This window comes from Synechococcus sp. A10-1-5-1, assembly GCF_023115425.1.
GTDB lineage: Bacteria > Cyanobacteriota > Cyanobacteriia > PCC-6307 > Cyanobiaceae > Vulcanococcus.
Map to the genome: position 1 here is coordinate 1,454,215 of NZ_CP096032.1, position 13,100 is coordinate 1,467,314.

Annotated in this window: 11 protein-coding genes; 6 read left to right on the top strand and 5 right to left on the bottom strand. The window is 56.6% G+C overall.

The window, feature by feature from the left end; translation table 11 throughout:
• Window positions 1–20 precede the first annotated feature (20 nt).
• The 5 genes from MY494_RS07860 to MY494_RS07880 form a co-directional block, all read right to left on the bottom strand.
• A complete protein-coding gene (locus MY494_RS07860; RefSeq protein ID WP_371820573.1) occupies window positions 21–1,421 on the bottom strand; it encodes a PP2C family protein-serine/threonine phosphatase in 1,401 nt (466 codons plus the stop codon).
• Window positions 1,422–1,451: 30 nt separating this feature from the next.
• Window positions 1,452–2,924 (bottom strand): signal recognition particle-docking protein FtsY, encoded by a 1,473-nt coding sequence (ftsY, locus tag MY494_RS07865; RefSeq protein ID WP_247909681.1) that lies wholly within the window; start codon window positions 2,922–2,924, stop codon window positions 1,452–1,454.
• A gap of 8 nt (window positions 2,925–2,932) precedes the next feature.
• Entirely contained in the window at window positions 2,933–3,559 is a 627-nt protein-coding gene (gene nusB, locus MY494_RS07870; protein WP_247909682.1) for a transcription antitermination factor NusB, read from the bottom strand.
• Window positions 3,559–4,308: a DUF502 domain-containing protein gene (locus MY494_RS07875; protein WP_247909684.1), complete on the bottom strand. Its 750-nt coding sequence runs from the start codon at window positions 4,306–4,308 to the stop codon at window positions 3,559–3,561. Before MY494_RS07875 ends, nusB begins: the two co-directional genes overlap by 1 nt.
• Before the next feature lie 68 nt (window positions 4,309–4,376).
• Entirely contained in the window at window positions 4,377–5,027 is a 651-nt protein-coding gene (locus tag MY494_RS07880) for an HpsJ family protein (protein WP_247909685.1), read from the bottom strand.
• 17 nt (window positions 5,028–5,044) lie between these two features.
• On the opposite strand from MY494_RS07880, the gene queG reads away from it, so the two are divergent.
• The 6 genes from queG to MY494_RS07910 all read left to right on the top strand — a co-directional run bounded on the left by queG (window position 5,045) and on the right by MY494_RS07910 (window position 13,080).
• On the top strand, window positions 5,045–6,013 hold the full coding sequence (gene queG / locus MY494_RS07885; RefSeq protein ID WP_371820574.1) for a tRNA epoxyqueuosine(34) reductase QueG: 969 nt from the start codon (window positions 5,045–5,047) through the stop codon (window positions 6,011–6,013).
• A 21-nt stretch (window positions 6,014–6,034) separates the two neighbouring features.
• Window positions 6,035–6,922 carry a tetratricopeptide repeat protein gene (locus tag MY494_RS07890; RefSeq protein WP_247909686.1) on the top strand — a complete coding sequence of 296 codons (888 nt, stop codon included), beginning with the start codon at window positions 6,035–6,037 and terminating at the stop codon, window positions 6,920–6,922.
• Window positions 6,923–6,947: 25 nt separating this feature from the next.
• Complete coding sequence (locus MY494_RS07895; protein ID WP_247909687.1) at window positions 6,948–9,434, top strand: DNA topoisomerase (ATP-hydrolyzing) subunit A; 2,487 nt, start codon at window positions 6,948–6,950, stop codon at window positions 9,432–9,434.
• Complete coding sequence (locus tag MY494_RS07900) at window positions 9,421–10,467, top strand: acyltransferase (protein ID WP_247909688.1); 1,047 nt, start codon at window positions 9,421–9,423, stop codon at window positions 10,465–10,467. The genes MY494_RS07895 and MY494_RS07900 overlap by 14 nt, the downstream gene beginning before the upstream one ends.
• 62 nt (window positions 10,468–10,529) lie before the next feature.
• On the top strand, window positions 10,530–11,354 hold the full coding sequence (locus MY494_RS07905) for a methyltransferase domain-containing protein (RefSeq protein WP_247909690.1): 825 nt from the start codon (window positions 10,530–10,532) through the stop codon (window positions 11,352–11,354).
• Window positions 11,329–13,080, top strand: a complete 1,752-nt coding sequence (locus MY494_RS07910; protein WP_247909691.1) for a hypothetical protein — start codon at window positions 11,329–11,331, stop codon at window positions 13,078–13,080. Before MY494_RS07905 ends, MY494_RS07910 begins: the two co-directional genes overlap by 26 nt.
• Window positions 13,081–13,100 lie beyond the last annotated feature (20 nt).

Sequence of the window (13,100 nt, forward strand, 5' to 3'; positions counted from 1 at the left end):
CCCGATATCGCTGCTGAATCTCAGCTTGGCAGGCGACTACTCACGCTCGGCAGGGTCACCTCCTCGCGCACCTTCAACACCACCATCGAGGCGTCGTCATCCAAGGGGCGATCGGGCCCGACGAAGCGATCGAGGCGAGCAAACAGCTGATCCAAGATCCCCTGGGCACCACCGCCAGAGCGGCAGGCCGTTTGCAGGGCCTGGACCAGGCGCTCCTCGTCAAAGCGCTCGCCGTTGAGGCCGGACGCTTCCGTGACGCCGTCGGTGTAGCAGAGCAACACATCGCCCGGCTCCAGCACGATCTGCTCGCATCCGTACTGGGCCTCGCTCTGCAGACCGATCAGCAGACCCGGCGCATCCAAGCGCTCGACTGCATGGCGAATCCGCCTCCAGATCAAGGGTGGGTTGTGGGCCGCATTCGCGTAGCGCAGCAACCGGGTACGGGGATCGAAATCGGAATAGAAGAGGGTGACGAAGCGGTGGGATTGAGCCAGGTCCTCCTGGGCCAATTGGTTCAGGTCATGGAGGATCTGATCGGGGGGCAAGCCACTCGAAACCTCGGCCCGGAGCATGCCCCGCAGCAAGGTCATCAACAAACCCGCCGGGACCCCCTTGCCCATGACATCGCCAATCACCAGGGCCCAACGCCCCTGCTCCCGCTGCCGGCCAATCAGCTGGGGCCTAGTGGGAATGAAATCGAAGTAATCCCCGCCCACTTCAAACGCAGGACGGCAGCGCGCGGCCAATTCGACCCCCTCGATCACCGGGCAGTGGTCCGGCAACAACTGGGCCTGAATTTCGCCGCCGGTGGAGAGCTGGCGATCGAGCCGCTCATGGCGCCGGGCTTCCTGGAGCAGCTGATCGCCTTCCACCGCGACGCCGGCCAGGTCCGCCACCAGTTGGACGTGGCGGCGGTGACTCTCGCTCCAGCTCAAGCCGGCCTTTGAGCCAAAGACGTACAAACGGCCTCGCACACGACTGCGGGCTGACAGGGAGGTGGCGACCAAGGGCCGATCCGCCAAGTGCCGGCGCACCAGCCCATCCAGCAGCTGGGCCACCGCCTCATCTCCTGAGGCCTGCTGAAGTGGTTCATCGGGCAGGGTTGCCAACTGGCGCAGCAATTCGGGGTGACTGCCATGGAGCTGCTCACGCCAGAGCCGCCCATCGGGGTGAAAAACCACCAGAGCAGCGCCTTCGGCCTCGACGAGGCGGGTGGCCACCAGAGGCACCAACTCCAGGAAACGCTCGAGGTTCGTGAAGCTGCGCAGCGCAAAAGCCAAGGACGCCAACAACTCCTGGTTGCGGCGCTGCTCCTTCCCCAAGCTGTCGAGCAGTTGGCGCAGTGAAGCGACGGCGGATGCCGGCTTCAGGGAGCCCACTCCACCGGGATGCGAATGATGGGCAGGCGGCACGGTGCTCACGTGCGCGCAAGATAGCCGCGATTGTTGGGCTTACTTGGCGAGGAGTGCTTCGACGAACTCGAAGCTGTTGAAAGGCCGCAAGTCGCGAATCCCTTCGCCGGCGCCGATGAAGCGAATCGGCAGCCCGGCTTCCGAGGAAACCGCCAAGGCGACGCCACCGCGGGAGCTGCCGTCGAGCTTGGTCAGCACGACACCAGTGAGACCGGCGGCCTGGGCAAAGGCCATGGCCTGCTTCAGACCGTTCTGGCCCTGGCTGGCGTCCAGCACCAACAACGACTGGACCTCGGCATCCGGGGCGAGCTTGTCCACGATCCGGCGCACCTTGGAGAGCTCCTCCATCAGGTTGTGCTTGGTCTGCAGGCGACCGGCGGTGTCCACCAGCACCAGGTCCGTGCCCTTGGCCTGGGCCGCACCGATCGCGTCATAAACCACCGCCGCAGGATCCGCATTGGCGGAGGGGTTCGAGACCACGGTGACGCCACTGCGTTCACCCCAAACCTGAACCTGTTGCACCGCCGCGGCCCGGAACGTATCCGCGGCCGCAATCAGACAGCTGTAGCCGCTGCGGATCGCCAAGTTGGCCAACTTGCCGAGGGTCGTGGTTTTACCCACCCCGTTCACCCCGACCATCAGCCAAACGTTCAAGCGACCGCGCTCTGGGGCAAGCAACGCCGTGCCACTGGCCTGGATCGGCTGATCGAGCAGACCCTTTAGCTGGTCTTTGAGGAAGCGAATCCCCTCCTCGGGCTCGACGACTTCCTCGTTGAGGCGCTTACGCAGGGCCTCCAGGACTTGGTCGGTGGCTTTCACGCCGACATCAGCGCGGAGCAACAGCGATTCGAGGTCATCGAGGACCTCAGGGGTCAGCGGGTCATCACCAAGGGTGTCGAGCAGCTGGGTGACAAAACCCTGGCGGGTCTTCTCCATGCCCCGGCGCAGGCGCCCAAGCCAATCAATTTCCTCGAGGGAAATGTCGGATAGCTGGCGGCCTTGGGCGGCCAACACCTCTGCCGACCAGGTGAAGTCCTCATCGAAATCCCCCAGGCTCGGAGCCGCCTCATCGGTCGCCGCCGGAGTCGGTTCAACGGGAGCAGCCGGGGTCTCGATGGCCCGCTCCAGCTGCTCCTGTTGGCGCTGGGCTCGCTGGGCCGCGGCCTGCTCCAACAACGACAAGCCAACAGCGGGCTCGGGGGTCTGGACAGCCTGTACGGGATCCTGAGCCGATACCGGCGTGGGATCGGGCTCTGGAGTGGGCTCGACTGGAGGGGTTGGTTCAGGTTCTGGCTCAGCCGCAGCCGCAGCCACTTCCTGCTTTTGCGCTTCCTGCTGGGCCTTCAGGCGGGCGTAGGCCTGGCGCGCCCAATCGAGAGCGTCCTGATCAATATCTGAGGGCGCTTCTACTGCAGGGGCCTCTTCCTGGGCAGGCGGCTCAGCGGCCTGTTCCGGCTGGGGATCCTGGGGGTTCTGAGGGGCCGCGCTGCGATTGAACCAGTCGTAAACCATGCCGTCTCTCAGCTCTTGGCGGGGGCGTTGGTGAAACGACGCAGCACACCGTTGATCATGCGGCGCCCCTGCTCGTCGCTGTAGCGATTGGCCAGCTCGACGGCCTCATTGCAAGCCACCGGCGCGGGGGTGTTGAACTGCTCGATGTCCACGGCTGCGAGCCGCAGGATGTCCCGGTCAATCCGAGGGAGCCTGGTGAGGCGCCAACCCTCCATGACCGCATCCAAACGCTGATCCAAATCAGTACGACCGGAGAGCACAGCCCGAGCGCGGTCGATGGCACCGCGTCGGATCTCCTCTTGATCCGAAAGCATCAGCAGCCGGGGTAGCTCCAAGCTCGCGGACAGGCGATTAAGGCCGTTCTCAGCGTGCTCCAATCCGTCCTGCAGGTGCTGGCGAATGCGGGGCAACTGACCCACAGCGCCCTGATCCTGCAACTCACTATCCAAAAGCTGCTGTTGAGCCGCCTGCAGTTCGGTCGCGGCCTGATCCAGGGCCTCACGCACGTGTTGACTCAGGGAGGCCAGGGCCTGTTGCAGGAGAGTGTCGAGGGACGTCTCGGCACTGGGCTGACGGTCACTGACCTGTCCCAGCATCAGCAGGGCCAGTTCACGGGCTACGGAGCGGCTCTGCATCAGGCCTTATTGGATGGAAGGGGGGAGTAGGCGGGGGCTCGCAACTGAGCGAGGAGACTCGAGAAACTACGGCTGGCAGGGGTTTCACGCTCGTCGGGATTGACGATGCCTGCCGAGATGATCGTGCGGAATGCATCTTCCACCGAGAGATCCAGATCCTGAACCGAGGACTCCGGCACCACGGCGTACCAACCGGTGGTGGGGTTCGGGGCCGTGGGGATAAAGACACTCAGCATCGGCTTGTCAAAGCCCGCCGAGAGGGTCGCCCCCAGCACACCGGTGACAAAGCCCAGGGCGTAGAGCCCCTCACGGGGGTATTCCACCAACACCACACGGCGAAAACGGCTGGAGTTATCCCGAAGGAAGGTCTCCAGCAATTGCTTGAGGGTTTTGTAAACGGACCCAGCCACGGGGATCCGCTGCAGGGTGCCCTCACCGAACTCCAGCAACCAGCGGCCGACGATGTTGCGGGCCATCAGGCCGATCAACAGGATCCCCAGCAGGGGAACAAGCAGGCCCAGGCCCAGGTTGATCAACTCCTGGAGAACAGGGTTGAGGGTGTTGAACGGGTTGAGCTGCTTCGGAATCGACGTCAGGAACGCCAGGACGAAGCGGCTCACCGTCGTGGCTAGCCAAATGGTGGTGGCGAGGGGAATCACCACCAACAGGCCTGCAATCAGGTCGTTTTTGAGGTCCTGCTGGAGACGATCGCCCAGCGGTTGCTCAGGTCTGGGGCTGGATTGCACCACTGATTTGCGTCGCTCGACTGGCCGGAATTCCGGTCACAAAGGGCCAACCTGCAACTTAGCCAGTCGCCCTACAGAACAGCTGCCAGGGCGAGCAACGCAAAGGCGATCACAAGGACCACGGCGGTACCCGTCCCACCGATCCGGCGTTGGTTCAGTGCCAGATCCCGGCGGGTTTCGGCCTGCTTGATCTGGTTTTCAGCCTGCTGCAACTGGCTTTCCATGAAAGCGCGCGCGGCCTTCTTCTTCTCCTCGTCGCTTGCAGCCTCAGGGATTTGGCCGTTCTGCACTCCCTGATCGATCACCTGCTCGAGCACCTTGGGATTGTCGAGCTGGGCCTTGGCGAGCTCCAGCTGACCACGCTGGGCTTGCAGGGACTGGTTGGTCTGGTCGCTCAGGCTCTGGTCACCGCTGATGGTGGCGGGAACCGTGAACAGCAGAGCCAACGCCAGAACACCGCTGATGACGCAAACCGTCCAGCGCAGGGGGTTCGGGCCGGACAGTGGATCCTCCAGACGCGCGCCAAGGAGCATCAACAGCATTCCCACCAGGGCCATCGGCGACTGGGTGATCAGGGTGGAGCTGAGCAGCTGACGGAAGCTCTCATCGCCCCAACCATTGACCGACAGCACGGCCAAAAGCTGGAGGGCCAGCAGAACCACCAGGGTGATCCCGAGCCAGCGCAACAGACTGGAGAAGCGTCCTGCAACTGCTGAACTCACTGGGAGGGCCTTGGAAGTTGAGCAAGCGTAGGGGCGATCAACCCAAGCCACAGCCCCTTCCGGCTGAGGTTCTGGTCAGGGCGCTCAAAACCAAAGCCTTGGACTTGGGCTTCAGCCTGGTGGGGATTGCCTCAGCAGGCGGCAGTGAGCGGATGCGCCTGCGCAACGCCGCCCTGCAGCGCTGGCTGAATGCCGGACATCACGGGGAAATGGCCTGGATGCAGGACCCCAGGCGACAAGCGATTGAGGCGCTATTGCCGGGAGTCCGCAGTGTTGTGGCGGTCGGCCTCAACTACTACGTCGATGCCGAACCAGCACCCGGCAGCTTGAAGGTGGCCCGTTACGGCTGGGGCCGGGACTACCACCGGGTCATCGATGGGCGCTTGCGTGCCCTGGGGCGTTGGCTCGAAGACCAGCAGCCGCAAGCCCTATGGCGCGCCTGCGTCGACAGCTCGCCCCTGCTGGACAAGGCCTGGGCTGAGGAAGCCGGCCTGGGCTGGATCGGGAAACACAGCAACCTGATCAACCGCGACTGGGGGTCGTGGCTGCTGATCGGGCACCTGCTGACCAGCATGGACCTCCCCGCAGACGAACCCGCCACGCCCCACTGCGGGGCCTGCCGCGCCTGTCTGGACGCCTGCCCCACGGGCGCCATCCGCGAACCCTTCGTCGTCGATGGCCGCCGCTGCCTGGCCTTCCACACCATCGAAAACCGAGCGGAGCAACTGCCAGAAGAGATCGCCAGCAGCTTGAACGGCTGGGTGGCCGGCTGCGACATCTGCCAAGACGTCTGCCCCTGGAACCAAGGGGAACTGGTCTCCAGCAGCGATGCCGACCTACAGCCCCGTCCCTGGTGGCTGGATCTGCAAGGAGCCGACGCCCTGGGCTGGAGCGATGGGGACTGGGACGAGAAGCTCCGGGCCTCGGCCCTGCGGCGAATCAAACCCGCGATGTGGAGGCGAAACATTGCAGCAGCCCTAGGCTGAGCACTCGATCGATCTGCATCGATGGCTGCGCGCTGGTTGAAGGTTCTCGCCGCAGCGCCCCTGATGCTGGCCAGCCTCACTGGAAGCCCTGCCAAAGCTCTGGTCCCCTACGTGGTGCTGCCCAGCGAGCGCAACCTCGAAGCCGCAGGCCTGGGCATTGCACAAGCCGCCAGCCGACTCCTAAAGCTCGGTCAGGCCGAGGAAGCCGCGAGCTTGGCGGCCCTGACCGTTCAACTGATCCCCACCGATGCCCGGGGCTGGCTGCTGCTGGCTGAAGCCCAGTTGCGCAGCGGCGAGGACGCCGAAGCCTCCGCATCCCTCGAGCAAGCGCGGAACCTCGATCCCCGCAACGCCGGAATCCTCTTTGCCCAGGGCTCGTTAGCCCTCAAAGCGAACCAACCGGCCCGCGCGATTGAGTTGATCCGCGAAGGGCAGCGGATCGACGACAAGAACGCCGGCTCCTACTTCGATCTCGGCAATGGCTACATCCTGCTAGGAGAATCCAAAGCCGCGCTTTCGGCCTTTGAGCGAGCGTCAAAGCTGCGCAGCGATTTCTGGGAAGCGATCAACAACCAATCCCTGGTGCTCTACGAGCAGCGCAAGGACACCGAAGCCATCCGGCGCTGGCGATCCGTGCTCACAATTCGACCCACGGCAGCCGAACCGATGCTGGCCCTGGCTGCAGCGCTCAATGCCCAGGACCCTGGCAATGGCGAAAGCCTGGATCTGGCCAAGCAGGCCCTGGCTGGCGATCCCAACTACGTCCTCAGCAGCTATCAGCAGGAACAGCTCTGGGGCAGTCGCCTGCGCGAGGCCGCCAGCGTCCTGCTGGCGAACACCAGCCTGAAGGGCGATGTGGAGCGGGCTCAGGCCAATGCGGATGCTGAGCCCGTAGAAGAACCTCGGTAGGCTGAGCCGCACTTTCTGACCTCGGATGCCCAAGGCGCGCCCCAAACAGCCGCTGCCCGACCCATCCGACGAGCGTCGTATCCAGCCGATTGAGCTGCATCAGGAGATGCAGCGCTCGTACCTGGAATACGCCATGAGCGTGATCGTGGGACGGGCCTTGCCCGATGCCCGCGATGGTCTCAAGCCCGTTCAACGGCGCATCCTGTTTGCGATGCATGAGCTGGGGCTCACCCCAGATCGCCCCTATCGAAAGTGCGCACGCGTCGTCGGCGACGTGCTGGGCAAATACCACCCCCACGGCGACCAGGCGGTCTATGACGCCCTGGTCCGCCTGGTGCAGACCTTTGCCAGCCGCAATCCGCTGCTGGATGGCCACGGCAACTTCGGCTCGGTGGATGACGACCCACCGGCGGCCATGCGTTACACCGAAACGCGGCTGGCACCGATCGCCAATGAGGCGATGCTCGATGAAATCGGCAGCGACACGGTCGATTTCGCCAACAACTTCGATGGCTCCCAGCAAGAGCCAACGGTGCTCCCGGCCCAACTGCCCTTCCTGCTGCTGAACGGCTGCACCGGCATCGCCGTCGGGATGGCCACCAACATTCCTCCCCACAACCTGGGGGAGGTGGTGGATGCCCTGATCGCCCTGGTGCGCAAACCGGAGCTCAGCGACGAAAAGCTGCTGGAACTAGTCCCCGGTCCCGACTTCCCCACCGGCGGTGAAGTTCTCACCGGCAGCGGCCTGCGGGACACCTATCTCTACGGCCGCGGCAGCATCCCGATGCGAGGCGTTGCCCACATCGAGGAAATCCAACCGGGCAAGGGCCGCCACAAGCGCGGGGCCGTCGTAATCACAGAACTGCCCTATCAGCTGAGCAAGGCCGGTTGGATCGAAAAGCTGGCTGAGCAGGTCAACGACGGAAAGATCAACGGCATCGCCGACATCCGCGACGAATCCGACCGCGAAGGCATGCGGGTCGTGGTGGAACTGCGCCGGGACGCCAACCCGGAGAAAGTCCTGGCGGACCTGCAGCGGCGCACCGCGCTCCAGAGCAATTACGGCGCGATCCTGCTGGCCCTGGTCCACGGCAAGCCGATCCAACTGAGCCTGCGCCAGCTGCTGCAGGAGTTCCTGGATTACCGGGAGCTGACCATCATTCGGCGAACCAAGCACGCCCTCAAGCGCGCGGAAGATCGCCTGGAAGTGGTCGAGGGCCTGATCACCGCCCTTAATGCTCTGCAGCGGGTGATCGAGATGATCACCGCCGCACCCGATGCCTCCAGTGCGAAGGCCAGCCTGCAGGTGCATCTGGACATCAATGAACGCCAGGCCGATGCCGTGCTGGCCATGCCCCTCCGCCGGCTGACCGGCCTTGAACAAGAAAGCCTGCGCAAAGAAGCTGACGACCTGCTCCAAGAACGAGCCCGCCTGCGGCACCTGCTCGATGAACGGCCCGCCCTTCTGGACACGATGGTGGCCGAGTTCAAGGCGCTGAAGAAGCGCTTTGCCACGCCCAGGCGCACCCGGCTCGTGGAAGGCGGCGATGAGCTGGTGGCCCAGCGCACCGCCGCCCAACGGCCCAACACGGAGCTGCTGCGGCAGCGAGCCTTCGAAGGTCTCCCAAGCGACGGTCGCTTGGTGATCCAGGCCGATGGTCAGGTGAAGGTGGTAGGCCCCCAACTGCTAGGGCGGCTTCACCTGGATGAGCCAGCGCCCCTGGGCGACAACCCCTCACCCGCCCGCTTGATCCTGCCGATCAGCAGCCGTCCTGCCCTGTTGGCCTTCACGGACGCAGGCCGTGTGGCCCTACTGCGCTGGGAGTTTGCCGGGCAAAACCCGGGGACCCTGGAAAAGTTCCTGCCCGAGGGCATGAGTGGTGAGCGGGTCGTACAGCTGTTGCCGCTGCCAAAAGAGGCTGAGGGAAAGAGCGTTGGCCTCCTAAGCAGTGACGGTCGCTTCAAGCGCCTTCCTCTGGCTGACTTCCAAGATCTGTCCGGTCGGGCCACTTCCGTTCTGAAACTCAAGGAAGGGGTCAACCTCAAGCGCGTGGTTCTTTGCCAGGAAGGAGCAGATCTCGTGGTGGGGAGCAGCATTGGCCGCCTTTTGCGCCTAGAGGTCAACGAGGAGAATTTGCCAGTGATGGGGCGAAATGCCCAAGGTCCTGTGCTGCTGCGCCTATTGACAGGGGAAGAGATTTGCTTCGGTGCGATACTAAACGAGCAGAAGGAGTTATTTCTAGCCTCAGAAAACGGTATTTGCCACAAAATAGATGTTGCCACCTATAGGAAAAACTCACGCGGCCAAATAGGCTCAATGGCGACAGGCCTTTCACTAGGCTCAAAGCTGGTTTTTGGATCAGAATTCGTCAGTGGTCTTCTCTGCATCGAATTCAAAGATGGAAGATCCATTCGCATTGATATGGCCAGCCACACCCAACAAGCCACCTGTGACTTGAAAGACTCAAAAACAATCTTTGTTCATCCGACATTAGGAAATGGCGAAGAATAAGAGGTTAGGATATTTAGATCTACTTCGATTTATCGCCATCTCTGGTGTTATCGCTGCTCATACATCCCTAGCAAGCCACAGAGAAAGTATCCTGGGGCTTCAAGATTTTACGCTTGGTAGATTTGGAGTTCAATTATTCTTTTTAGTATCTGGCACTACCGTCTGGATTTCACTTAAAAGCTGTCAAAAGAATTTCTCGAAAAGCTGGCTGGCTTTCTTTACAAAAAGAATGTTTCGGATAGTTCCGTTATTCTTTTTTTTCAGCTTATGCATTTACGCCTTTAGAGGCTTTATTGATCCAGGAAGATACTTTAGTCCTCTTGCGGGATTGTTCCCTGACTCGATAAATATCGTCCCTGGCGGCTGGAGTATTTGGAATGAAATCTATTTCTATTTTTCTTTACCTGTTTATGTGATCATGCGAAGAAATCGAGCGCATGTCGCATTTTTAGGGGCATTACTTGCAACAGTTACTTACTGCATAGCAATAAGTCACACAGGGAGTAGCGCTTTGGTTCAAACACAACAATCTGATTTTGACTACTTAAATGTTTTTTCCCAGTTCATATTTTTTCAGATTGGCATTGAGATCGCTGCAAGAAACAAAACCAATCTGATTTACTTTTTCTGTGCATTTACTGGGGCATCGCTCACATTCAAAGTCTTTTTCTTTAGGGATTTCTTACTAACGCCAGATTTCGGATCTGGATATATCAATGCAGGCATTGCACTAATATTGACAGGTGCTTACCTAATGGTCGCAAAAGCCTATGATGACCTATGCCGTTGGAACAAAAGCGTTATCGCTTATCTGGAAAGAATAGGTCGCTCAACATACACGATGTATGTCATACACTTCGGAGTGATAAGTTTTATCCCATTGCTAAATGGTCAGCTCGTTGATCAGATACCTCTAGAACTAGAAGTAGCTTTTGTATTGATTTGCACATACTATCTGTCCATTCTTATTCAGCCAATTACTGAAAGCGTCTGGGTTTCAGTGGGCAACAAGTTTCTACAACGGGTTCCGTGAGCGAGGCTGGCTGTTCATGAGAGGCAGTCAAGTTACAATAAAGGGGATACGAGCAAACATGGATGGCCGACCTAAGGGAAGATAATCTTTTTGGTAGCTATTATGAGCAAAAAAAGAATTGGTATTATGAGCACAAGTCAAAATATATAGAGTTTTTGATAAGCAAACACTTCCCTAAGTCAGTAAATAGTGAATTAAACTGCCTCGATATCGGAGCTGGAAATGGAATTATGGGAAGGATGATGCGTGATAGCCTTTCAAAGCGTGGTGTGTTTTCTAGATGGGATAGCGTAGATACTGAATACAAAGAGCAGGATTTAGTCAGGCTACGAAGTGTTGGATTAAATGCCAGCAAATCAATACCTTCTAAAAAATACGATTTAATATTGGCTATTGATGTAGCCGAACACGTGAATGATGATCGTTCATTCTTTTGTTGTCTACTGGAACATCTATCTGTAGATGGTATTTGTGTAATTACGGTACCAGCATTTTCTTGGCTATGGTCAAGTCATGATATCTTTCTAAAGCACTATCGCAGATATACGCGAACAGACCTAACTGCTACTCTTCAGGCATGTGGATATGATGATGTAGATAGTGGATTTCTTTTTAGCTTAATCCTACCAATAGCATTTGTGGTGAGAAGCATTGACCAACTCACGACCCGGACGCTTTCAAGTTTAGGTAAAAATAAACTTGCACTCACTCACAAAGGTCAACGTACGAAAGTAGGTTCAGTTACAAGCTCTTTGCTGCGATGCGGTCATAAACTTGAACGCTATCTGAAGAAAAGATCTTGGCGTGCAGCTGCTCTATGGGGTGTCACCTGTTACTGTGTAGCCAAGTCGCTCAGCAAAGATGAAAAGAAAGTGGCTTACGACTAACATAGGCCTTGCTGTCTTATTCTTTATAGGTTTATTTTCTATATTTATAGCTGTATCTCTTGCGTCTTTCGGGATAGAGTTTCACCATGATTATTTCAGTATAATATCGGCTTATTTGCAGTCGCTGGGGCTAGCTCCGCATGCTGAAGCTTATAACCATTATGGAATCGTAGACTCAACCTTCAAGGAAATTATCTTGAAAATCTCCGGGAGATTGGTCTCTGTAAAAATCAGCTACGTCATAATTAATGTACTAACTTGCCTTCTAATTGCTTTTTCTACGAAGAAAAGGGGTTTACGTTTTTTTCTTGGAACATTTTCGATTCTCTGGTTTGTTCTAGATCCGTCTCTGCTTGGGATAAAAGATTTCAGTAGCTTCTTAGGAACAATTAGTCCGCCAGACTCCAAGTTGACAAAGCTAGCCTGGCCTTCTGATCTGGCGAACTTGTTTGGCGCATTATGGATTTTTCTCTCAATCCGTATGTATAGAAATTTGGAATTCACCTGGATTCTAAAAAGCAGAAATACAATAATTTACGGACTATTATCTGGTTTGCTTGTAACCCTTACTTGGCTGACGAAGTTTACATTGGGTGCGTCTTTTTTTATGGCAGTTCTTATTTCGCTCGCGACTTTATTCTTTTTAAACAGAAGAGATGATATCTTCCCGAAGGTTGTTTTATATTTTTTGCTTGGTGTAACCGGTTCATATCTGTTAATTATATCGGTTTACCAACTGCTGTTTGATAATTTTTTATCAGCTTATTTTTACCAAACATTTACAGTTCAAAAAGACTTTTTTGGAGTTTCTGGGGACAGCGGAGGTGTAGGAATACTGATCAATAAATATTTAGATATCCTTAAAGAAAAGCTATTTGGCCACCAGCTTTGGTGGCTGGCTGCTTTTTTCTTAGTGATGGCTATTACTTCGAGAGCAAGTATTGGTTTGGGTAGGTTAAAGAAGTTTTTTCTAGTATTCGTATCAACTATTGCAGGGTTTTATCTTTACAAAGATTACGGACACAGTATAAAAAGTGTTGATCATATTGCTTCATTTGTTTTCACTTCAAGTATTCTCATCTGGATCTTAACAATCGAGAAGTTCAGCGACATATTAACAAAAGATAGAATGGAGACATCGGATGGTCGCAGGAATGAATTAAATGTATTTCTTGTTTTCTTGACTCCTATATCTTACCTATCTCTTTTACAAATAGCACCTCTCGGGGACCCTCTTCATATTTGGTGGTCATCGCTATTTTTGTTTAATTTGGTCGCTTTGCAATGCATCTTATTTTGTGAACAAAGCTCGCTTGTAAATGGGTCCAGGAATATCCTTTTAATAGGAATCTCGGTTTGTGCATTAACCTATGTTTCCTTGCAACTTAATCATAGCTACAAAGAGTTAATTAAGTTAAACAAATCGTCTCTGGAATTTGTCAGATTGGGAAAGGAGTATGGCATATTAGAAGGTTTAAGGGTGGATAGTAGGTCTAAACAGGGATCGTACTTAAAAAATATCGTCTCAACGAATGTCAGTTTGAAAGTTATTGCAGGTCCAGATGCGCTTCCAGAGCTTTTATCTAATCCCTCGAAATATGCTAGATGGAGTAAGTGTCTAGGAGCACCTCTCAATATTGTTCGAAGAATATCACCTGAAAGGAATAGATATTCTGAAAATTTGGAAGTATGTATGGCACGTAACATGCCAGAGACTTCAGATTAGCGTAATTGATGATGCGCAAA

What these genes read in the sequence shown, in the direction of transcription:
- ftsY (WP_247909681.1), bottom strand. Translation starts at nt 2,924, where the DNA reads ATGGTTTACGACTGGTTCAATCGCAGCGCGGCCCCTCAGAACCCCCAG.
- nusB (WP_247909682.1), bottom strand. Translation starts at nt 3,559, where the DNA reads ATGCAGAGCCGCTCCGTAGCCCGTGAACTGGCCCTGCTGATGCTGGGA.
- MY494_RS07890 (WP_247909686.1), top strand. Translation starts at nt 6,035, where the DNA reads ATGGCTGCGCGCTGGTTGAAGGTTCTCGCCGCAGCGCCCCTGATGCTG.
- MY494_RS07895 (WP_247909687.1), top strand. Translation starts at nt 6,948, where the DNA reads ATGCCCAAGGCGCGCCCCAAACAGCCGCTGCCCGACCCATCCGACGAG.
- MY494_RS07900 (WP_247909688.1), top strand. Translation starts at nt 9,421, where the DNA reads ATGGCGAAGAATAAGAGGTTAGGATATTTAGATCTACTTCGATTTATC.
- MY494_RS07905 (WP_247909690.1), top strand. Translation starts at nt 10,530, where the DNA reads ATGGCCGACCTAAGGGAAGATAATCTTTTTGGTAGCTATTATGAGCAA.
- MY494_RS07910 (WP_247909691.1), top strand. Translation starts at nt 11,329, where the DNA reads ATGAAAAGAAAGTGGCTTACGACTAACATAGGCCTTGCTGTCTTATTC.